This window comes from Catellatospora methionotrophica (assembly GCF_011297335.1).
Lineage (GTDB): Bacteria > Actinomycetota > Actinomycetes > Mycobacteriales > Micromonosporaceae > Catellatospora > Catellatospora methionotrophica.
In genome coordinates this window covers 1,284,818-1,305,008 of record NZ_JAAOTJ010000001.1, presented here as the reverse complement: position 1 = coordinate 1,305,008, position 20,191 = coordinate 1,284,818, and the positions used below count along the sequence as shown (strand labels likewise).

17 protein-coding genes are annotated in these 20,191 nt (G+C 72.1%); 10 read left to right on the top strand and 7 right to left on the bottom strand.

Going from position 1 to position 20,191, the window contains the following annotated elements; genetic code table 11:
• Window positions 1–9 precede the first annotated feature (9 nt).
• Together HAV40_RS05685 and HAV40_RS05680 are read right to left on the bottom strand one after the other, a co-directional pair.
• Window positions 10–864, bottom strand: a complete 855-nt coding sequence (locus HAV40_RS05685; RefSeq protein ID WP_239086377.1) for a hypothetical protein — start codon at window positions 862–864, stop codon at window positions 10–12.
• A 74-nt stretch (window positions 865–938) separates the two neighbouring features.
• Entirely contained in the window at window positions 939–2,768 is a 1,830-nt protein-coding gene (locus HAV40_RS05680; RefSeq protein ID WP_166379640.1) for a choice-of-anchor B family protein, read from the bottom strand.
• A gap of 249 nt (window positions 2,769–3,017) precedes the next feature.
• On the opposite strand from HAV40_RS05680, the gene HAV40_RS05675 reads away from it, so the two are divergent.
• The 3 genes from HAV40_RS05675 (at window position 3,018) to HAV40_RS05665 (ending at window position 8,586) form a co-directional block, all read left to right on the top strand.
• Window positions 3,018–7,199 (top strand): bifunctional nitrate reductase/sulfite reductase flavoprotein subunit alpha, encoded by a 4,182-nt coding sequence (locus HAV40_RS05675; protein WP_166379638.1) that lies wholly within the window; start codon window positions 3,018–3,020, stop codon window positions 7,197–7,199.
• 68 nt (window positions 7,200–7,267) lie between these two features.
• On the top strand, window positions 7,268–7,912 hold the full coding sequence (locus HAV40_RS05670; protein WP_166379636.1) for a pyridoxine/pyridoxamine 5'-phosphate oxidase: 645 nt from the start codon (window positions 7,268–7,270) through the stop codon (window positions 7,910–7,912).
• A 161-nt stretch (window positions 7,913–8,073) separates the two neighbouring features.
• Window positions 8,074–8,586 carry a methylated-DNA--[protein]-cysteine S-methyltransferase gene (locus tag HAV40_RS05665; RefSeq protein ID WP_166379634.1) on the top strand — a complete coding sequence of 171 codons (513 nt, stop codon included), beginning with the start codon at window positions 8,074–8,076 and terminating at the stop codon, window positions 8,584–8,586.
• A 23-nt stretch (window positions 8,587–8,609) separates the two neighbouring features.
• Here the strand turns inward: HAV40_RS05665 and HAV40_RS05660 are convergent, their stop codons facing one another.
• Window positions 8,610–9,140: a general stress protein gene (locus HAV40_RS05660; protein ID WP_409364972.1), complete on the bottom strand. Its 531-nt coding sequence runs from the start codon at window positions 9,138–9,140 to the stop codon at window positions 8,610–8,612.
• A 168-nt stretch (window positions 9,141–9,308) separates the two neighbouring features.
• On the opposite strand from HAV40_RS05660, the gene HAV40_RS05655 reads away from it, so the two are divergent.
• Window positions 9,309–9,431 (top strand): ribosomal protein bL36, encoded by a 123-nt coding sequence (locus HAV40_RS05655; protein WP_166379632.1) that lies wholly within the window; start codon window positions 9,309–9,311, stop codon window positions 9,429–9,431.
• A 146-nt stretch (window positions 9,432–9,577) separates the two neighbouring features.
• Complete coding sequence (uvrA, locus tag HAV40_RS05650; protein ID WP_166379630.1) at window positions 9,578–12,082, top strand: excinuclease ABC subunit UvrA; 2,505 nt, start codon at window positions 9,578–9,580, stop codon at window positions 12,080–12,082.
• 57 nt (window positions 12,083–12,139) lie between these two features.
• Here uvrA and HAV40_RS05645 read toward each other — a convergent pair whose 3' ends face one another.
• Complete coding sequence (locus HAV40_RS05645; protein WP_239086375.1) at window positions 12,140–13,036, bottom strand: hemerythrin domain-containing protein; 897 nt, start codon at window positions 13,034–13,036, stop codon at window positions 12,140–12,142.
• Window positions 13,037–13,235: 199 nt separating this feature from the next.
• Here HAV40_RS05645 and HAV40_RS05640 point away from each other — a divergent pair, with 199 nt between their 5' ends.
• The 3 genes from HAV40_RS05640 (at window position 13,236) to HAV40_RS05630 (ending at window position 16,316) form a co-directional block, all read left to right on the top strand.
• Entirely contained in the window at window positions 13,236–13,505 is a 270-nt protein-coding gene (locus tag HAV40_RS05640) for a GlsB/YeaQ/YmgE family stress response membrane protein (RefSeq protein WP_166379628.1), read from the top strand.
• Between the two features lie 104 nt (window positions 13,506–13,609).
• Window positions 13,610–14,083: a YdeI/OmpD-associated family protein gene (locus HAV40_RS05635; protein WP_239086372.1), complete on the top strand. Its 474-nt coding sequence runs from the start codon at window positions 13,610–13,612 to the stop codon at window positions 14,081–14,083.
• 85 nt (window positions 14,084–14,168) lie between these two features.
• On the top strand, window positions 14,169–16,316 hold the full coding sequence (locus tag HAV40_RS05630; RefSeq protein ID WP_166379624.1) for a COG1361 S-layer family protein: 2,148 nt from the start codon (window positions 14,169–14,171) through the stop codon (window positions 16,314–16,316).
• A gap of 49 nt (window positions 16,317–16,365) precedes the next feature.
• On the opposite strand, the gene HAV40_RS05625 is transcribed toward HAV40_RS05630, so the two are convergent.
• The 3 genes from HAV40_RS05625 to HAV40_RS05615 all read right to left on the bottom strand — a co-directional run bounded on the left by HAV40_RS05625 (window position 16,366) and on the right by HAV40_RS05615 (window position 18,796).
• Window positions 16,366–16,989, bottom strand: coding sequence for a cysteine hydrolase family protein (locus HAV40_RS05625; protein ID WP_166379622.1), 624 nt, complete (start codon window positions 16,987–16,989; stop codon window positions 16,366–16,368).
• 81 nt (window positions 16,990–17,070) lie between these two features.
• A complete protein-coding gene (locus HAV40_RS05620; RefSeq protein WP_166379620.1) occupies window positions 17,071–17,832 on the bottom strand; it encodes an SDR family NAD(P)-dependent oxidoreductase in 762 nt (253 codons plus the stop codon).
• 211 nt (window positions 17,833–18,043) lie between these two features.
• The gene (locus HAV40_RS05615; RefSeq protein ID WP_166379618.1) at window positions 18,044–18,796 is read right to left on the bottom strand and encodes an SDR family oxidoreductase; all 753 of its coding nucleotides are present in this window, start codon (window positions 18,794–18,796) and stop codon (window positions 18,044–18,046) included.
• Between the two features lie 96 nt (window positions 18,797–18,892).
• Here HAV40_RS05615 and HAV40_RS05610 point away from each other — a divergent pair, with 96 nt between their 5' ends.
• Both HAV40_RS05610 and HAV40_RS05605 read left to right on the top strand, forming a co-directional pair.
• Window positions 18,893–19,366, top strand: coding sequence for an RrF2 family transcriptional regulator (locus HAV40_RS05610; RefSeq protein WP_166380094.1), 474 nt, complete (start codon window positions 18,893–18,895; stop codon window positions 19,364–19,366).
• 29 nt (window positions 19,367–19,395) lie between these two features.
• A complete protein-coding gene (locus HAV40_RS05605) occupies window positions 19,396–20,166 on the top strand; it encodes a GNAT family N-acetyltransferase (RefSeq protein WP_166379616.1) in 771 nt (256 codons plus the stop codon).
• Window positions 20,167–20,191 lie beyond the last annotated feature (25 nt).

The following is a 20,191-nucleotide window of genomic DNA, read 5'->3' as shown; positions in this document are numbered from 1 at the left end:
ACCCGGTCGTCAGGTGACGAAGACGGTGAAGGCGGTGCGGTGGATGGTGCCGGCGACTTTGAATTCCAGGTAGAGGCGTTGTTCGCCGCGGTTGGCGAACTCGACGTGGAAGGTCAGGGTCGCGTCGGGGGCGTCGGCTGCGGCGTGCGCGTGGGTGAGCCCCAGGGTGCGGACCTCGAAGGCGGACAGGTGCGCCATCGCGCCCAGGTGCGGTTCGAGGACGGGTGGTCCGGCCGCCGAGGAGACCTTGAAGCGCAGGAGTTCGCCGCGTGCGGCACGGAGGTGGGTGACCCCGTCCAGCCGGGTGAGGGTGAAGCCGTCGACGGTCGCGGACGGGGCGGGGGCGGGCAGCGGGGCGAGTTTGGTGTCGCCGGTGATGAGGAACGGCAGGCCGAGGACGGTGGGGTGGCCGAGGGTGTCCTTGCCGCGCGGGACGAACTCGGCGTAGAAGCGGTAGGCGCCGCCGTCGGTGACGTCGACCGTGGTCGTCCAGGTGCCGTCGGCCAGTGCGGGGTGCAGGTGCTGGTAGTTGCTGGCGTCGTCGCGTACCAGGTAGAGGTGCAGTTGCCTGGTCTGGATCGTCTCGTAGGACAGCAGGGGCAGGCCGTCGGGGCCGAGGATGCGGAAGGCGACCGGGATCGCCTTGCCGCGCTTGACCGGCAGGGTGACGGGCTGGATGAGGTAGCCGTCGTGGCTGTCGGACAGTCCGTCGCTGTGCATGAACGGGGTGGGCGACGGTGAGGCGGCGGGGGCCGCGCCGGACGGGGTGGCGGGCAGTTCGTCCAGCACGTAGCCGATGGTGATCACGCTGGCGGTGAGCAGCACCAGGTAGGGCAGCAACCGTCGCCACGTGCCAGCCGTCACGGCAGGTCCCTTCGGGGCAGGGGTGGAGAAGGGCACCTTCCCTCACGCGAGGCGGCGGGAAGGTGCCCTTCCTTTCACTGGCGGGTGATGGTCACGTCGTCGACGCCGGCTTCGAGCAGGCTCGCGCCGGACAGGTCGGCGGCCTGGACGAGGATCTGGACCGACTGGCCGGCGTACGCCGACAGGTCCCAGCTGCCGGCCGTCCACGCGCCGTTGCGGTTGGACGCCGCCCCGGCCTGGTTGAACAGCTGTGTGGTGCCACCGGAGTGGACCACCGAGACCCGGAAGTAGTCGGCGCTGGAGGCGTTGCTGCCGTGGGCCAGATACCAGGACAGGTTCAGCTTCAGCACGCCGCTGCCGGGCAGGGCGACCGACGGCGAGCGCACGCTGGTGATGCCGCCGTCGATGTCGTAGTCACCCGCGGCCGACCCGGCCAGGCGACCGGTGACCAGGTCGTTCACGCCGCTCACGGTGGTGCCGAGCTGCTTGGTGCCGCTGGAGGTGGTCGCTGCGGGGTCGCCGCGCTCCCAGAGGCCCAGGGTCGCGGTGTCGGTGCCGGACGGGTTGACGGTCCAGCCGGTGGCGGTCTCGAAGGTGTCGCTCCACACCGTGGTGACGGGCGCTCCGGGGTTGTGCTTGACCAGCACCAGGCCCTGCTCGATGCCGCTGATGGCGATGGTGCCGCTGGCGAAGAACGGGTAGACGTTCCAGGCTCCGTTGAAACCGGTGTTGTTCGACGCCGGGTAGATGTCGAAGTAGGCGATCTCGCTCAGTGAGTTCGAGGCGATCCCGGTGATGTCGAGGATGCGCAGCCCGGCGCGGTAACTGGCCTGGTAGGCCTTCGTGCCGATGATGTACAGGTTGTGGTCGGTGGCCTGGATCGTCGGCGACACGTGCACACCGGTGTTGACCGGGGCGTTGAGGTCGGACACGTTCCAGATGAAGGTCTTGGTGCCGGGCAGGTCCGAGTCGGTCTCGTCGTCCATCAGCAGCCGGGCGTGGTCGCCGGTCAGCCAGCCCTGGTGGGTGTATCCGACGCCGACGTACCCGGTGCGCGACAGCTGCACGGGCGCGGCCTTGTTGGTGACGTCGACGATGGTCAGCGTGTCGACGTTGTAGTTGAAGCAGATCTCGTGGTTGGTGTAAGCCGTGTCCGGCCCGTGGTAGACCACGCACTGGTTCTCGTGCACGTACCCGTCGTTGCTGACGCAGCCCGCGTTGACCGGGACCTTCGGGTTCTGCACGTTGACCATGTGCACGCCGCCGCTGCACGTGTTGGTGCCGACGGCGTAGATGAACCCGGTCTGCTCGTTGACGGCGAGGGTGTGCGAGTTGCCGAAGCCGGTGTAGCGGGCGTCGGCGGCGAACGTCTGCGGGGTGGTCACCGTGCGCAGCCGGGTGAGGTCGAAGACCTGCATGCCGTGCGAGCTGATCGAGTCCGCGCCGATGTAGGCGTGGTTCGCGTACACCTTGATGTCGCGCCAGGAGCTCGACGTGCCGTTGTAGGACGGCAGGTTGCCCAGGTAGACCGGGGCGGTCGGCACGGTGACGTCGATGAACGACGCGCCGGTGGACCGGCCGAAGATGATGTACTCCTTGCCGGTGCTGCTGTCCGTCCAGCCCCACATGCTGTTGCCGTTGCCGCCGCCGATCGAGCCCAGCGGCAGGACGCTGAGCAGGTCGACGTTGCTGCACGGGTAGGCCCCGGCGAAGCCGCCGGAGCAGGGGGTGGCGGCGAGCGCGGCGGTCTCGGCGCGGACGGGGGCCTCGTAGTCGGCCATGATGCGCCGGACTTCCTCGCGGCCCTCGGCGCTGTTCGGGTCGTGTGCCCAGGCCGATCCGGCGGCCAGTGTCAGTGCCAGGACTCCCGCTACGAGCCCAGCTGTTCGCAAGGTCTTTCGCATGGCGCGGCCTCTCCCTCGACGGTGCGGTCATCGTCACATGCAAATGTTTCGAGGGCAATGGCACCATGACGGCCGCTTCCCGGCGTCGTATCCACGACCCGGGCTCACACATGGCTGGTTGCCGATGTGTGGCACGCGTAATGTGCTGGGTCGGGTGGCGTGACGCCTCGGTAACGGCGGGTTCCTACCGTCGGGAGGCATCCACGGGGCCGTCACCCGGGTGCCTTCGCCGACAGTGGAGGAACAGGCATGGCGTCCGCTGACCGCGCTGGAACGTCCCAGGTCAGGACAGTGTGTTCGTACTGCGGCGTGGGCTGCGGGATGATCCTGCACATCGGGCAGGGCCCCGGCGGCGACCGCCGCGTCCTCAAGGTGTCCGGCGACCGGGAACACCCCGCCAACCGAGGCAGGCTGTGCACCAAGGGCGCCACCAGCGCCGAGATGCTGGCCGCGCCCGGCCGCCTGGCCGCCGCGCGGGTGCGCCCGGTGCGCGGAGCCGAGCCGGTGGACGCCACGGTCGACGAGGCGATCAGCCGCACCGCGCGGGGACTGCGCGCGATCATCGACGAGCACGGCCCGGACGCGGTGGCGCTGTACGTGTCCGGCCAGCTCACGCTGGAGGCGCAGTACCTGGCGAACAAGCTGGCCAAGGGGTTCATCGGCACCAACCAGATCGAGTCCAACTCGCGGCTGTGCATGGCCAGCGCGGGCACCGGCTACAAGCTGTCGCTGGGCGCGGACGGGCCGCCCGGCTCCTATGACGACTTCGACCACGCCGACCTGTTCTTCGTGATCGGCTCGAACATGGCCGACTGCCACCCGATCCTGTTCCTGCGGATGATGGACCGGGTCAAGGCCGGGGCGAAGCTGATCGTGGTCGACCCGCGCCGCACCGCGACGGCCGACAAGGCCGACCTGTTCCTGCAGATCGCGCCAGGCACCGACCTGGCGCTGCTCAACGGGCTGCTGCAGCTGCTGGTCGAGGCCGGGGACGTCGACGAGAGCTTCATCGCCGCCAACACCGAGGGCTGGGCGGCGATGCCGCAGTTTTTGGCCGACTACCCGCCCGCGGCGGTGGCCCGGATCACCGGCATCCCCGAGGCGGACATCCGGGCCGCCGCCGCCCTGATCGGCGCGGCCCCGAACTGGATGAGCTGCTGGACCATGGGGCTCAACCAGAGCACCCACGGCACCTGGAACACCAACGCGCTGTGCAACCTGCACCTGGCCACCGGCGCGATCTGCCGCACCGGCAGCGGTCCGTTCTCGCTCACCGGCCAGCCGAACGCGATGGGCGGCCGGGAGATGGGCTACATGGGTCCGGGCCTGCCGGGGCAGCGCTCGGTGCTGGTGGCGGCCGACCGCGAGTTCACCGAGCGGGCCTGGGGCCTGCCGGGCGGCACGCTGCGCACCGAGGTCGGCAAGGGCACCGTGGAGATGTTCGAGCGGATGGCCGACGGGCAGATCAAGGCCTGCTGGATCATGTGCACGAACCCGGTCGCCTCGGTCGGCAACCGGCGCACCGTCATCGCCGGGCTGGAGGCCGCCGAGCTGGTCATCACCCAGGACGCCTACGGCGAGACCGAGACCAACGCGTACGCCGACGTGATGCTGCCCGCCGCGACCTGGTCCGAGACCGACGGCATCATGATCAATTCTGAGCGCAACCTGACCCTGGTCTCCGCCGCCGTTCCGGCACCGGGGCAGGCGCTGCCGGACTGGCTGCTCATCGCCCGGGTGGCCGCCGAGATGGGCTACGCCGACGCGTTCGGCTACACCAGCGCCGAGGAGGTCTTCGCCGAACTGCGCGCCTTCGCCAACCCGCAGACCGGCTACGACCTGGGCGGTGTCACCTACGAACGGCTCCGGCAGACCCCGGTGCAGTGGCCCGCCGCGCCGGACGGCCCTGCCCGCAACCCCGTGCGCTACCTGGCCGGACAGTCCGCCGACGGGCCGCGGCTGACCTTCCCGACGGCCAGCGGCCGGGCGGTGTTCCACCCGCGACCGCACCTGCCCGCCGCGGAGCTGCCCGACGACGACTTCCCGTTCGTGCTCAACACCGGGCGGTTGCAGCACCAGTGGCACACCATGACCAAGACCGGCCGGGTCGCCAAGCTCAACAAACTCAACCCGGCCCCGTTCGTGGAACTCCACCCGGCCGACGCCGCCGCGCTCGGCGTACACGACGGCGATCTGGTCGAGGTCGCGTCCCGCCGGGGCCGGGCCGTGCTCCCGGCCGTGCTCACCGAGCGGGTGCTGCCCGGCTCATGCTTCGCCCCGTTCCACTGGAACGACCTGTACGGCGAGTACCTGAGCGTCAACGCGGTGACCAGCGACGCCGTCGACCCGCTGTCGTTCCAGCCGGAGCTGAAGGTCTGCGCGGTCGCGCTGACGAAGGTGGCCGCCCCACCGGACGCCGTCGCCGCGCAGCCGGTGGCCGACACCGCGCTCCTGCCGCCGCCCGATGCCGGCGCACCGGCGCTGCTCCCGGCCGAGGACCTGGCCCCGCCCGTGTTCAGCCCGGAGCAGCGGCGCTACCTGGCCGGTTTCCTGTCCGGGGTGGCCGCCGTGCCACCGGCCCCGGCGAGCGCGCCGTGCCTGCCCGGCGACGCCCCGTTCGATCCCGGCCAGGTCTTGTGGATCAACGGCTTCCTGGCGGGCCGGCACTCCCGCACGCCGGTCGCGCAGGCGCCGCCGGACCAGGCTCCGCCGGACGTGCCGGTGGTGCAGGTGCTGTGGGCGTCGCAGACCGGCAACGCCGAGGAGTTCGCCGCCACGGCCGCCCGGCGGCTGGCCGACGCGGGCTGGCAGGCGCGGCTGCGCGGCATGGACGGCCCGGTGCCGGACCTGTCCTCCGGCGACGCTCCGCTGCTGGTGATCACCAGCACCTTCGGCGACGGCGACGCCCCCGACAACGGTGCCGGGTTCTGGGACTTCCTGGACCGGCCCGACGCGCCCCGCCTCGACGGCCGCCGCTACGCCGTGCTGGCCTTCGGCGACTCCTCGTACGCCGACTTCTGCGGCCACGGCCGCCGCCTGGACAGCCGCCTGCGCGAGCTGGGCGGGGTGCGGCTGGCCGAGCGGGTCGATTGCGAGCCCGACTACGACGACACCGCGGTCGCCTGGCTCGACCGGATCGTGGCCGCGCTCGCCACCGATCCGGGCCCGGACCTGCCATCAGGGTCGCCGGGGCTGTTCAGGTTGCCGGACGTACGCGGCTCGCACGGCCCGGGCGGATCGGTGCCCGAGCGGGTGCCCGCCACGAGGGTCGCCAAGCCCTTGCCCGCCGCGTCCGGCCCGGCCCAGCCGCCCGGCCTCAGGCCGGTTTCCCGGCTGCTCACGGCGGTGCTGGCCGGTAACCGGCTGCTCAGCCTGGCGGGCTCGGCCAAGGAGGTGCGCCGGTTCACGTTCGACACCAGCGCGGGCACGCTGGACTACGCGGCCGGGGACGCGCTGGGGATCTGGCCGACCAACTGCGCCGGCCTGGTCGCCGAGTGGCTGGCCGTCACGGGCCTGCACCCCGATGAGGTCGTCGACGCGGGTGGGCCGGTGCCGCTGGCCGAGGCGCTGTCGCGGCGGCTCGACATCACCCGGGTCACGCCGGGCCTGCTGCGCTTCGTCGCCGAGCGCGGCCACGACGCGCACCTCAAGACCCTGCTGCGCCCCGACAACAAGGGCGAGCTGGCCAAGTGGACGTGGGACCGGCAGGCCGTCGACGTCGTGGCCGAGCACGCGGTGCGGGCCGCGGCGGCGGACTGGGTCGCGGTCCTGCCGAAGCTGCAGCCCCGCCTCTACTCGATCTCCTCGTCGCCGCTGCTCGACCCGCGCCGGGTCAGCATCACCGTGTCCGTCGTGCGGTTCGCCAACCAGGGCGGCCAGGCACGCAAGGGCGTCTGCTCGTCCTATCTCGCCGACGCGGCCCCGGACACGCCGGTGCCGGTTTTCTTGCAGCGTACGCCGCATTTCCGGCCACCCGCCGACGATGCCACACCGATGATCATGGTGGGTCCGGGCACCGGCGTCGCGCCGTTCGTGGCGTTCCTGCAGCAGCGGCGGGCCTCGGGCGCGCGCGGGCGCAACTGGCTGTTCTTCGGCGAGCAGCGCCGGGCCACCGACTTCTACTACGCCGACGAGCTCGCCGAACTGACCGCCGACGGCACGCTCACCCGGCTCGACCTGGCGTTCTCGCGTGACCAGCGGAGCAAGGTGTACGTGCAGGACCGGATGCGCGAGCACGGCGCGCAGCTGTGGGCGTGGCTGCGCGACGGCGCGCACTTCTACGTCTGCGGTGACGCGGGCCGGATGGCCAAGGACGTCGACGCGGCGCTGCGGGAGATCGCGGCGGTGCACGGGCGGCTCGACCCGGCGGCGGCGACCGCGTACGTCAAGCAGCTCGCGGCCGACCGGCGTTACCTGCGCGACGTGTACTGACCGGCGTACGGAAGCGGGGACTGGTCGCGCAACCATCGGGGACGATCCGGGAGAATGGCGGCGTGTCCATGCGTGATCTTCTGCGAGGGCTGCCGGTCTTCGCCCGCCCGCTGCCGACCTTCGACCCGGACGCCGCCGCGCCCGACCCCGCCGACCTGCTGGCCGCCTGGCTGCACGAGGCCGTCGCGGCGGGGGTGTCCGAACCGCACGCGATGACCCTGGCCACCGCCGGACCTGACGGCATGCCGGACCTGCGGGTGCTGATCCTGAAGGACCTCGACGCCGAGGGCCTGTACTTCGCCACCGAGTCGATCAGCGCCAAGGGCGCGCAGCTAGGCGTGAACCCGCAGGCCGCCCTCGGGTTCTACTGGCGCGAGCAGGGCCGCCAGATCCGGGTCCGGGGGCCGGTGCAGCCAGCCGGTCCCGAGGTCAGCGCCCAGGACTTCCTGGCCCGGCCGCTCGGCTCCCGGACGGCGAGCCTGCTCGGACGGCAGAGCACCGTGCTGCACGACCCCGCCGACCTGGCCGCCGAGCTGCTCGCCGCGCAAGCCCGGCTGGAGGCCGATCCGCTCCTGGTCGCCGAACACCACACGGTGTACCTGCTCAAGCCGATGAGCGTGGAATTCTGGCAGGCGGATGCGGAGCGGCGGCACATCCGGCTGCGCTACCGGCGTACCCCCGAGGGCTGGCGCACCGAACGTCTGTGGCCGTGACCACGCCCCGACCGGCGTGACCCGCCTGGCCGCCGGTGGCACCGCCGCGCGGGCGGCGCCACGACGGCGCGTCACCGCAGGCCGGGTGTGACGTCGGTTTCCCGCGAGCCGTGCACGCGGTCTCGGTGAGATGATCGGCTGAAAGGCGGAAGGAGCGGACAATGACCGCACGGCACACCCGGATCGCCACCGCGCTGGGCAAGCTGATGCTCGTCGCCGACGGGGACGAGCTGATCGGGCTCTACTTCCCGGGCCACTGGTACCCGCCGAAGCCGGAGGCCATCGGCCCGTACGTCGACGCGGCCGGTGACCCGCTGTTCACCCGGGTGGCCGCGGAACTCGCCGACTACCTGGCCGGGCGGCGCACGTCGTTCGACGTGCCGGTCGCGCTGCGCGGCGACGACTTCCAGCAGCGGGTATGGGCGCTGCTGCGCGAGATCCCGCACGGCGAGACCACCACGTACGGGGCGCTCGCCGCGCGGCTGGGCAACCCGGCGCTCGCCCAGCGGGTCGGGCAGGCGGTGGGCCGCAACCCGGTCTCGGTGATCGTGCCCTGTCACCGGGTCGTCGGCAGCGACGGCAGCCTCACCGGGTTCGCCGGTGGCCTGCAGCGCAAGCATTTCCTGCTCGAACTGGAGGAGCCCGCCGAGGTCAAGGAGGGCCGGCTGTTCTAGGACGGCCCTGCGGCCCGCGCACGTCAGGCCCTGGCGGCCGGGGCGGCGGGGAGCCGGGCGAGCAGCTGCCGGGCCTGGTCGGCGTTCTCCGCGGTGACGCTGACGGCGTACTCCCCGGCCTGCAGCGAGCGGCTGGACGTGAAGTCGCGCTTGCCGCGGGACATGGCGTGGGCGATGGCGCCGAAGATGGCACCCCAGATCGCGGCGATCACGACGGCGGTGATCACGACGGCGAACCAGTTCGTCGGCACGAAGATGCCGAACAGCAGGCCGATGAACAGGCCGAACCAGGCTCCGCCGGCCGCGCCGTACGCGGTGGCCTTGCCGGTGGTCATGCGGCCGAGCACCTGCTCGACCATGCGCAGGTTGGTGCCGACGATGGCGGCGTGCTCGACGGGGAACTTGCTGTCGGACAGGAAGTCCACCGCGCGCTGCGCGTCGGCGTACTCCGGGTAGGTGGCGACGGACACCATCGCCCGGCTGGGGTCGACGGGCTGGACGGGCACCGGCTGGCCGCCGAAGCCGCCGGTTCCCGCCGCTGACGACGCGCTCATGTTGCTCCTTCGCTCAGGTCAGGTTCGGTCAGCCTGATCATCGCGCGTCTGATCGCCTTAACATGGGCTTTTGCCTGGTTTGTCATCAGCAATGCTTATGACCTGCGGGAATGCCGGTCGGATCGTGGTGGTTGTCGATGGGGTTCGCCTAGAAAGGGCAGGTGCCAGATGAAGAACAGAAGTTCGCTGCGCAGTCTCAAGAACCGGCCGAACTCGATCGTGGTGCGCCGCCACGGCGCCGTCTTCGTGATCAACAAGGCCGACCCGCGCCAGAAGACCCGCCAGTCCTGACCTGCCCGGTCAAGATCGGCAGATTCGCCAGGCACCTGGGCGTGGACGAGCACGAGATGCGCACAGGTGCCCGGCAAGTCCGATGATCGGGGCCACCGCCTCGCTATGCTCGGCTGGGGTGTGATCCACTCGGGCGGGAGGGGGCAGTGCCCAGCAGCGCGCCGCTTCACGACCCGTTCGTCCGGGTGCGGGGCGCGCGGGTGCACAACCTGCGCGACGTCGACGTGGACCTGCCGCGTGACGCGCTGGTCGCGTTCACCGGCATCTCCGGCTCCGGCAAGTCCTCGCTCGCCTTCGCCACCATCTACGCCGAGGCCCAGCGGCGCTACTTCGAGTCGGTCGCGCCGTACGCCCGCCGCCTGCTCAACCAGCTGCCCGCGCCCCAGGTCAAGGAGATCAGCGGGCTGCCCCCGGCGGTCGCGCTCCAGCAGCGCCGCGGCTCGGGCGGGGCCCGCTCCACCGTCGGTACGCTGACCACGCTGTCGAACCTGCTGCGGCTGCTGCTCTCGCGTGCCGGGACCTACCCGCCCGGCACCACGCAGCGCCTGGAGGCCGAGGCGTTCTCCCCGAACACCGTCGCCGGCGCGTGCCCGACCTGCCACGGCCTGGGCCGTACCCACGTGGTCGCCGAACGGCTCATGGTGCCCGATCCGGCGCTGAGCATCCGCGAGGGCGCGGTCGCGGCCTGGCCCGGCGCGTGGCAGAGCGTCAACCTGCGCGACATCCTGGTCGCCCTCGGTGTCGACGTGGACCGCCCCTGGCACAAACTGCCCAGGAAGCAGCGGGACTGGATCCTCTACACCGACGAGCAGCCGGTCGTGGAGGTGCATCCGCACCGCGACCGGGGCGAGGCCGTGTACAACGGCCAGTTCTGGAGCGCGCGGTCGCACATCATGCACACGCTGGTCAACTCCAAGAGCGAGCGCAACCGGGCCCGCGCACTGCGTTTCGTGACCATCGGGGCCTGCCCCACCTGCGACGGGACCGGGCTGCGGCCCGAGGCGCTGGCGGTCACCTTCGCCGGGCACACGATCGCCGACCTCGTCGCGCTGCCGCTGTCGGCGCTGGCCGACGTGCTGGCCCCGACCGCCGCGCTGGCCGATCCGGAACCGGCGTGGGAGTCGTCGCTGTCGGGCGAGCGCACCGAGGTCGCCCGTACGCTCGCCGCCGACCTGTGCGCGCGGATCGGCGTACTGGTCGAGCTGGGCCTCGGTTACCTGCAGCTCAACCGGCCCGCGCCGACCCTGTCGCCGGGTGAGGCGCAGCGGCTGCGCATCGCCACCCAGCTGCGCTCGGGACTGTTCGGCGTGGTGTACGTGCTCGACGAACCCTCGGCGGGCCTGCACCCCGCCGACGCCGAACCGCTGCTGCAGGTGCTCGGCCACCTGCGCGCCGCGGGCAACTCCGTCTTCGTGGTCGAGCACGACATGGACGTGGTACGCCGCGCGGACTGGCTGGTCGACGTCGGCCCCGGCGCGGGCGAGGCCGGTGGCCGCATCGTCTACAGCGGACCGGTCGACGGGCTGCGCGACGCCGCCGACTCGGCCACCCGGCCGTACCTGTTCCCCGGCCGGGCCCGCCCCCGGCGGCGCGAGCGCCGCGAACCCACGGGCTGGCTGCGGCTGCGCGGCGTCAACCGGCACAACCTGCGCGACCTGGCCGCTGACCTGCCGCTGGGGGTGCTCACCGCGGTCACCGGAGTGTCCGGCTCCGGCAAGTCGACGCTGGTGACCCAGGTCGTCGCCGACGTCGTCGCCCGCCACCTGGGCGTCGCCGCCGCCGAACCCGGTGAGCCCGACGCCGAGTCCGAACTCGGGCCGGTCGACGACCAGGACGTGCTCGCCGCCGACGTACGCGGGCTGGAGCACTTCGACCGGCTGGTACGGGTGGACCAGAAGCCGATCGGCCGCACCCCGCGCTCCAACCTCGCCACCTACACCGGCATGTTCGACGCCGTACGCAAGCTGTTCGCCGGCACCGCGCAGGCCCGCGAGCGCGGCTACGACCCCGGCCGGTTCTCGTTCAACGTGGCCGCCGGGCGGTGCCCGACGTGCCAGGGCGAGGGCTTCGTCACCGTCGAGCTGATCTTCCTGCCGGGCACGTACGCGACCTGCCCCGACTGCCACGGCGCGCGCTACGACCCGGAGACGCTGGAGATCACCTACCGGGGCGCGACGATCGCCGACGTGCTGGCGATGACCGTGGAGCAGGCCGGGCGATTCCTGGACGACGTGCCCGCGGCCGTACGCAGCCTGGGCACCCTGCGCGAGGTCGGCCTGGGCTACCTGCGGCTGGGCCAGCCTGCCACCGAGCTGTCCGGCGGCGAGGCGCAGCGCATCAAACTCGCCACCGAACTCCAGCGCGCCCACCGCGGGCACACCCTGTACCTGCTGGACGAGCCGACCACCGGCCTGCACCCGGCCGACGTCGAGCTGCTGATGGGCCAGTTGCGGGACCTGGTCGACGCCGGGAACACGGTGATCGTGGTCGAGCACGACATGGGCGTGGTCGCGACCGCCGACTGGGTCGTCGACCTCGGGCCGGGCGGCGGCGACGCGGGCGGCCGCATCGTCGCGGCGGGCACCCCGGAGCAGGTCGCGGCGGCCGGCGGGCACACCGCCCGCTACCTTGCCCGCCGGGTGCGGTCCTGACCGGACGCCGCCGCGCCCGCCGGTCAGGTGCACGGCGGGCGCGGCGGCGGGACCGGTTCACTTCACGGCGTCACGCAGCGCGCCCCGGAGCCGTTCGGTGATCGCCGACGGTGAGCCCGACGCCTGGACGCGCTCGGCGGCGCGGGCCGCGGTGGCGATGCCGATCAGCTGCTCGGCGGGCACGTTCTCGCGCAGGTAGCCGAACTCCTCGTCCTCCTCCAGCTCGGCGTGCTCGACCACGGCGTCGCGCAGCTCGATGAGGCCGTCGTCGAACTGCGGGTCGTCGATGCCGAGGCCGTACAGCCGGGACAGGTCCTCGGTGGCCTGCTGCTCCTCCTGCAGGCGTGACTCGATGACGTCCTCGCCGTCGGGCACGCGCCGGGCGGCCAGCGGGTGCACCAGCTGCTGCTCGATGGTCTCGTGCAGCACCAGCAGGCGTACCAGCTGCTCCCACGCTTCCTGCTTCTGCTGGCCCTGCACCCGCTCGATCCGGCTGAACAGCTGCTTGATCTGCTCGTGGTGGGACAGCAGCAGGTCGATCACGTCGTCGTGGCCGCTCTCCCAGGCCGTCTCGGCGGCCTGGCCGGAGCCGGTCTCGGTGCGCGGGGTCGCCGTGCCGTGGGCGGTCTTCTTGCTGGTGACGGTCTTGTGCGCGGGCGGGCTGCCCGGCGCGGTCTTGTGCGCGGCCGCGCTGCTCGGCGTGCTCCTGGCCGGGCTGTGGGCGGTGGTGCTCTTCTTGCCGGTCGCGATGTTCGGCGAGGCTGTGCCCTGGTCCGAGCGCATGGTCTTCACCGCTGCCTTGACCAGGTCTTCCTTGCGCATGCCCGAGGTCCCGGTCACGCCGTGGTCCTTGAGCCAGCCGCGCAGCTGGCTGACGGTCATCGTGTCGATGTCGCCCGCCATGTCCGCATGGTCGTGTCCGTGCGAACCGCCGCTGCTCGTGTGCTCCACCATCGTGTTCGTCCCTTCCTCCGCTTCGACCCCCACCCCCGTGGAGCCACGTTCCATCCTGATGGAAACGCCATGGCCGCGGGCCGGGTTGGCCAACCTCGGCCCGCGCGGGTGCGCTGAGCACGGCGAGGTTTGACACGGTGTAGATGCGGGCAGCCAAGCGTCGCGGAGCAACCCCTACTCGCACATAAAGGAGCACACCATGACCGTCGCCGGTATCATCTCGGCCATCATCGTCGGACTCGTCGTCGGCGCCCTCGGACGCCTGGTCGTGCCCGGCCGTCAGAACATGCCGATCTGGCTGACCATCCTGGTCGGCATCGTCGCCGCCCTCATCGGCACCGCGATCGCGCAGGCTGTCGGCGTCGCCGTCACCGACGGCATCGACTGGATCGAACTCGTCTTCCAGGTCGGCCTGGCCGCCCTCGGCGTCGCGCTGATCGCGGGCGTGCGGGGCCGCGGCACCGTCTGACCATCGCGCCGCAGCGGGGCCCCGGACGAGCATCGTCCGGGGCCCCGCTCCATTGCGGCCCGTGGGCACCGTTTCGTCGGCTCCGGATGCGAGGATCGGATGCTGTGGAACCTGTGCGATTCGACGCCGTGATCGGCGTGGCCGCCCGCGGCGCGGTCCTGGTCCCGGTGCCTTTCGACCCCGACACGGTATGGGGCCGCAAGCCGCGTCACCATGTCGCGGGCACCGTCGGCGGGATACGCGTGCGGGGAGTCGTCGAGGCGGCGGGCGGCGGGTTCGGCTTCACCCTGGGTCCGGCGTGGCTGCGCGACTGCGGTGTGCGGGCCGGTGCGACCGTGCCGGTCGAGCTCGTGGCGGAGGGGCCGCAGCGCGCGGACCTCGCCGAGGACGTGGCCGCCGCGCTGGACGCCAACCCGGCGGCGGGGGCGTTCTTCGACGCGCTCGCGCAGTTCTACCGCAAGGCCTACCTGCGCTGGATCGACGCCACCAGGCGCCGCCCGGAGCAGCGTCCGGTGCGGATCGCCGCGATGATCGAACTGCTCGCGGCGGGGCACAAGGAAAGACCTCCTACTTCTTAAAGTAGCCGACCCCTTACGCAAAGTGACCCTGGCGCGTTGATGAAGTGGGTGACGCACCCAGATCAACCAGGACAGGGGGACACCGTTGTCTCGTAGACGTCTTCTCACCGCGTACGCCGCGCTGGCCATGGCCGGCGGGCTCGCGGTAGCCACGCCGGCGGCAGCGGCCGCGGGCCCGCAGGCCGGAGCCGACCGGTCCGTGCCGGTCGGCAGCCCGCTGCGCGCGGCGAACACCATCAGCAAGGGCGCGCTGGCCACGCGCGCCGTCAACCGGACGCTGTCGCAACTCGCGCTGCAGCCTTCCCTGGCCATCACGAAGGTGGGGGAGCCCAGCCCGGTCCTCGCCGGGGAGGAGGTCACCTACACGGTCACCGTCACCAACAACGGCGACGCCACCGCGACCGACGTGACCGTCACCGATGTGCTGCCCGCCGGAGTCACGCTGGTCAACAGCGCGCCGCTGTGCACCAACGTCGCGGGAACGCTCACCTGCGGGCTGGGCGACCTGGGGGCGGGCCAGTCGGTCCCGCTCGTGATCCAGGTCAGCGTCCCGGCGAACTTCGCCGGCCTCACGCTCACCAACACCGCCACCGTCACCGGCGGCGGCGACGAGTCGCCGAGCAGCGTCACCACGACGACCGTCGTGCAGACCGCGGCCGACCTGTCACTGACCAAGGTCTGCAAGCCCGACGAGCCGGCCCCGGCCGGTGGCGAGGGCTACTGCGACATCTACGTCGACAACCTCGGCCCGTCCGACGCACAGGGCGTGACCCTGCGCGACGTGCTGACCTCCGCGGCGCCGTTCCAGGTGTCGCGGGTGCGGGTGAGCCCGGGGACCTGCACCCCGACCTCGACCGCCTCGACCCGCGACGTCACCATCAACTGCGAGCTGGGCACGATCGCGGCCGGTGCGCGGGGCGTCGTGCGGGTCGTGGTCACCGCCGCCGACGTCACCCAGATCAACGACGTCGCGACGGTACGCAGCACCACCGCCGACCCGGAGAAGGGCAACAACAAGGCCACCGGACGCGTCGACTTCGTCGGCTCGGCGGACCTGAGCCTGGACAAGACCGGCCCGGAGACCGTCGACGCGGGCACCGACCTGACCTACGTCATCACGGTCACCAACGGCGGGCCGTCCACGGCCCGTGACGTGGTCGTGCACGACACCATGCCCGCCGGGGTCACCTTCGACTCCGTCACCGCCTCGGTCGGCTCGTGCACCAACGGCCAGCCCAACGGCGGCCGCCTGGAGTGCGGCCTGGGCAACCTGGCCAGCGGCGCGACCGCGACGATCACCGTCGTCGGCCGGGTGGCCGCCGACCAGGTGCCCGGCACGATCCTGTTCAACGAGGCCGTCGTGTCCAGCGACACCGCCGACCCGGACAACGACGACGTCCGCGAGAGCGTACGCACCGAGGTCGCCGCGTCGGCCGACCTGTCGGTCACCAAGACCGACTCGCCGGACCCGGTCACGGCCGGGACCGAGCTGAAGTACACGATCACCGCGAACAACGACGGCCCGTCCGACGCGCAGGAGGTCGTGCTGACCGACACGCTGCCCGACGGCGTGACGTACGTGGACAGCAGCGGCGACGCCGTGTGCACCGCGAACGACGACGACGAGGTCGTCTGCGCGCTCGGCACGCTGCCGCAGGGCCAGGACCGCGAGGTCGTGCTCACGGTGACGGTCGGCGCGGACGTCGCGGACGGCTCGACGCTGACCAACACGGTCACGGTGTCGTCCTCGACGCCCGACCCGAACAGCGGCAACAACACGGCCACCACGGAGACCACCGTGGAGACCTCGGCCGACCTCGCGATCGAGGCCGCGGCGACCCAGGAGTGGCAGCAGCAGGAAGCGGCCGCACTGAGCGACAAGAAGGACAAGGACAAGGGCACGGTCGTGCTGCTGACGGTGACCGTGCGCAACCTCGGTCCCTCGGCCGCGCAGAACATCACCGTGCTCGACACCCTGCCGCTGCGCCCCGACAAGGTCTCGGTGGAGTCCCTGCCGTCGGCCTGCACCTACGACTCGGGCCAGGACCACGTCGTGACCTGCACCGCCGACAGCCTGGCCGCGGGCGAGACGCTCGTCTTCCCGATCAAGCTGAAGGTGCGTACCGAAGGCCAGCTCACCAACACCGCCACGGTGTCGAGCACCACCCCGGACCCGAACCCGGACAACAACACGAGCACCATCACGTTCTACGTCTACAAGAAGAAGAACTGACGCTCGGCTGAAGGAGACCGGGGCGGTGCGGATCTCGCACCGCCCCGGTTCAGTTCCCGTCCAGCGCCCGCAGATACTCGTCGACCGCCAGGGTGGCGTGCGAGAACAGCGGATAACGGGCGACCATCGCGTCGTACGCGGCGGGCCCCGCCTCCGACGCGGTGGCATCGGGGATCGTCGTGACGTGGTAACCGCGCTCCATCGCGCTGCGCGCGGTCGACTCCACGCACATGCTGCCGATCATCCCCGCCACCGCGAAGAACTCCACCCCGTGGTGGCGCAGCTGGGCGTCGAGGTCGGTGCTGGCGAACACGTCGATGTTGCTGTGCGGCGCGAGCGCCACCTCGCCGGGCCCCGGCGACAGCTCCGGGTGGAACTCGGTGTTCCACGTGCCCGCCGCGAACAGCCGGTTGTCGAACATCTCGCGGTGGATGCCGGTCAGCCGGCCCCAGGACGCGTAGTCCTGCTCGGTGTAGGACATCCCCGAGAAGAACACCGGCACGCCGCGCTCGCGGACCCCGGCCAGCAGCCGCCGCAGGTTGGCGAACGTGCCGATCCGGTCGAACTCCGCCGCGTACAGCGGATAACCCTTGCCGCCGGGGTCGAACACCTCGTTCACGGTGTCGATCAGCAGCAGCCCGTTGCGTCCGGGCAGGTAGTCACCCTCGGCCATGACGCCTCCTGTGCTCAGATGAGGTCCCGACCCCTTGCGTCCGGACGTGTGGTCACCGTCGGGCGCGACGCCGCCTCGTGGTCAGACGAGTTCCAGGCCGCCGTCGACGGCCAGGATCTGCCCGGTCAGCCAGACCGCGCCGGGGTCGGCCAGCCGCAGGATCCAGGTGGCGACCTCGTGCGGCTCGCCGCGCCGGCCGAGCGGGATGCTCGCCGCCTCCTGCTTCTTGACCTGGGCTAGCAGCTCCGCGGACAGCCCCGCCGCGCCCAGCGCCTCGCTCTCGGTGGGCCCCGGCGCGACCGCGTTGACGCGGATGCCGTCAGCGGCCAGTTCCAGCGCCCAGCTGCGGGTGAGCTGCTCGACGGCGGCCTTCGTCGCCGCGTAGTGCGAGGCTCCCGCCAGCGGGCGGCGGCCGTACGTGCTGGACACGTTGACGATCGAGCCGCGGTGCTCGCGCAGGAGCGGCAGGCAGGCGGTCGCGAGCAGGCTCGGCGCGGTGACGTTGACCTCGAACAGGTCGGTGATCTGCGCGGCGCTCGCCTGCGCCAGCGGGATCAGCGCGGTGATGCCCGCGTTGTTGACCAGCACGTCGATCCGTCCCCACCGGTCGGCCGCCGCCTGCGCGATGGCGTCGGCCGCGTGCGGGGCGCGTACGTCGATCGCCAGCGGGACGACCCCCGGATGCAGGCGGGCGGTCTCCGCCAGGGCCTGCGCGCGCCGTCCGACGCCCAGGACATGCGCGCCGTGCTCGGCGAACGCGAGCGCGGTGGCCCGGCCGATGCCGGAACCCGCGCCGGTGACGATGACCACGCGGTCGGCGAAGGACAGGTCGGTGGATGCCATATCGGTCTCATCTCCTTGCGGTATGGGTGACGCCGCCAGCGCCGCTGCGCCGGGCCATGATCGCTGTTTCCGGTCAGAACCTTTGGTCGGACCACAGGTTCTGACCGGAAACAGTGATCATGCGAGGCTGCGCACGGCGTCCGGCGTCCGGCGCACGGCGGCCGTCGGGCGGCGGCCGGCGGCCGGCGGCGGCGCGCGGCGGCGGGGTCGCTCAGGCGGTGGGGCGGTTGGCGAGCCAGGTGGCGAAGTCGATCTTGCCGATGCGGGCCTCGCCGAGCGGGACCAGGGAGGTGTCGTTGACCGGCGCGCCGAAGTAGGTGGCGGTGTCGTCGGTGATGACGGGGCGCTGGTCGCCGTCGGCGGCGAAGAGCCGGCGGACCATGTCGTCCTGGCGGATCTTGTCGGGACCGGCGATGTCGAGGGTGCGGTCGCCCGGCTCGGCGCTCGCGGCGTCGGCCACGGCGGCGGCGACGTCGTCGGCCGCGATCGACTGCATCATCGCCGACGGCAGGTGGATCTCCTCGCCACGGGTGCCGCCCCACGCGATCGCACCGGTGAACTCGAAGAACTGCGTCGCCCGCACGATGGTGTACGGCACGCCCGCGGCCTTGATCAGCTCCTCCTGGGCGACCTTGGCGCGCATGTAGCCGCTCTCCGGGTTGCGCTCCGCGCCGACGATCGACAGCGCCACGTGGTGCTTGACCCCGGCGGTCTTCTCGGCGGCGAGCAGGTTGCCCGACGATGCCCGGAAGAACTCCAGGATCGCGTCGTCCTCGAAGTTCGTCGAGTTGGCCACGTCCACGACGACGTCGGCGCCCTGGAGCGCGTCGTCGAGACCTTCGCCGGTGACGGCGTTGACGCCGGTGCTCGGCGAGGCGGCCAGCACCTCGTGGCCCTGCTCGCGCAGCCGCTTGGCGACGTTGGAGCCGATCAGGCCGGTGCCGCCGATGATGACGATCTTCATGGTCCTTCTCCGTTCACGCAAACTCGGATGTTTCTTGTCCGAGACTGTACTCGGACAGGTTGTATCCGGGTAACGCGTACACTGGGAATTGTGAAAATGTCCTCAGGCGTCGAATGGGCCCTGCACTGCTGCGTGGTGCTGACCGCAGCGGATCGCCCCGTGCCCGCGGCACGCCTGGCCGAGCTGCACGACGTCTCCGGCACCTACCTAGCCAAGCAGCTCCAGGACCTCTCGCGGGCCGGTCTGGTCCGCTCCATACAGGGCAAATCGGGCGGGTACGTCCTCACCAGGGCGCCGGAGGACATCTCGCTGCTCGACATCGTCGAAGCCGTCGACGGTGCACGACCCGCGTTCGTCTGCACCGAGATCCGCCAACGCGGCCCGCTCGCCACCCCCGCCGAGGCCTGCACCAAACCCTGCCCCGTCGCCCGCGCCATGGGCGCCGCCGACCAGGCCTGGCGCGCCGCGCTGCGCGAGATGACCGTCGCCGACCTGGCCCGCGACGTCACCGCCGACAACGGCCCGACCGCCTTCGACGCCGTACGCGCCTGGCTGAGCGGCGGCAGCTGACCCGAAGATCAACCCGATAGGGTGCCGGAATGCCCCTGCGCTCCAAGCCCGGCGACCCCGCCACGCTGCTGCACGCCGACGACGGCACCCCGCTCGCCCGGCTGCGGCTGCGCGACGGCGACGGCACCCTGCTCGCCGAGCACGTACAGCCCGTGCCGGGCGCGGACCTCGCCCAGGTCGCCGCGCAGGCCCGCCACGACCTCGCCGGACGGCGGCTCACCACCCGCGTCGACGCGCTGGCCCGCGCCCTGGTCGACGGCGGCCTGCGGCTGCGGCGCGCCGCCACGGACATGCGCCACGACCTCACCGCGCTCCCGCCGCTTCCCGCCCTGCCCGCCGGGTGGTCCCTGCGCGCCGGCGGCTGGGACGACGACCTGGCCGCAGGGCTCGCCGCCGCGTACGGGCCCGAGCACCCCGACGGCCCGTGGCAGGACGGCGACACCGCGCAGATCAAGGCCGTGTTCGGGCACGGCGACCCCGTGCCGCCCCTGGCCGGGGCCTGTGCACGGGTCGCCGGCGCCGACGGGCGCAGCGCCGGGCACGTGCTGTGCGCGGGACCGGTGCCGTGGACCGAGGACGAGTGCGCCTGGATCCTCAACCTCGGCGTCGCGCCACGGGCACAGGGCCTCGGGCTCGGCCGGGCGCTGCTGGTGCACGCGATGCACGGCTCCCGCGCGGCCGGGCTGCCCCGGCTCGGCCTCGAAGTCGCCGACAGCAACCCGGCCCGCCGCCTGTACGACAGCGTGGGCTTCCAGGTGCGCACCCGCGTGCTCTCCGTGGACCTGCCGCCGCACGGCTGAACACCGGCAGGACCGCACTCCCGGT

Excerpts from the sequence above, each read along its gene's own strand:
- HAV40_RS05645 (WP_239086375.1), bottom strand. The coding sequence starts at position 13,036 with ATGGTGGAGCACACGAGCAGCGGCGGTTCGCACGGACACGACCATGCG.
- HAV40_RS05670 (WP_166379636.1), top strand. The coding sequence starts at position 7,268 with ATGCGTGATCTTCTGCGAGGGCTGCCGGTCTTCGCCCGCCCGCTGCCG.
- HAV40_RS05615 (WP_166379618.1), bottom strand. The coding sequence starts at position 18,796 with ATGAAGATCGTCATCATCGGCGGCACCGGCCTGATCGGCTCCAACGTC.
- HAV40_RS05605 (WP_166379616.1), top strand. The coding sequence starts at position 19,396 with ATGCCCCTGCGCTCCAAGCCCGGCGACCCCGCCACGCTGCTGCACGCC.
- HAV40_RS05655 (WP_166379632.1), top strand. The coding sequence starts at position 9,309 with ATGAAGAACAGAAGTTCGCTGCGCAGTCTCAAGAACCGGCCGAACTCG.
- HAV40_RS05675 (WP_166379638.1), top strand. The coding sequence starts at position 3,018 with ATGGCGTCCGCTGACCGCGCTGGAACGTCCCAGGTCAGGACAGTGTGT.
- HAV40_RS05610 (WP_166380094.1), top strand. The coding sequence starts at position 18,893 with ATGTCCTCAGGCGTCGAATGGGCCCTGCACTGCTGCGTGGTGCTGACC.
- HAV40_RS05620 (WP_166379620.1), bottom strand. The coding sequence starts at position 17,832 with ATGGCATCCACCGACCTGTCCTTCGCCGACCGCGTGGTCATCGTCACC.
- HAV40_RS05665 (WP_166379634.1), top strand. The coding sequence starts at position 8,074 with ATGACCGCACGGCACACCCGGATCGCCACCGCGCTGGGCAAGCTGATG.
- HAV40_RS05625 (WP_166379622.1), bottom strand. The coding sequence starts at position 16,989 with ATGGCCGAGGGTGACTACCTGCCCGGACGCAACGGGCTGCTGCTGATC.
- HAV40_RS05660 (WP_409364972.1), bottom strand. The coding sequence starts at position 9,140 with ATGAGCGCGTCGTCAGCGGCGGGAACCGGCGGCTTCGGCGGCCAGCCG.
- HAV40_RS05640 (WP_166379628.1), top strand. The coding sequence starts at position 13,236 with ATGACCGTCGCCGGTATCATCTCGGCCATCATCGTCGGACTCGTCGTC.
- HAV40_RS05680 (WP_166379640.1), bottom strand. The coding sequence starts at position 2,768 with ATGCGAAAGACCTTGCGAACAGCTGGGCTCGTAGCGGGAGTCCTGGCA.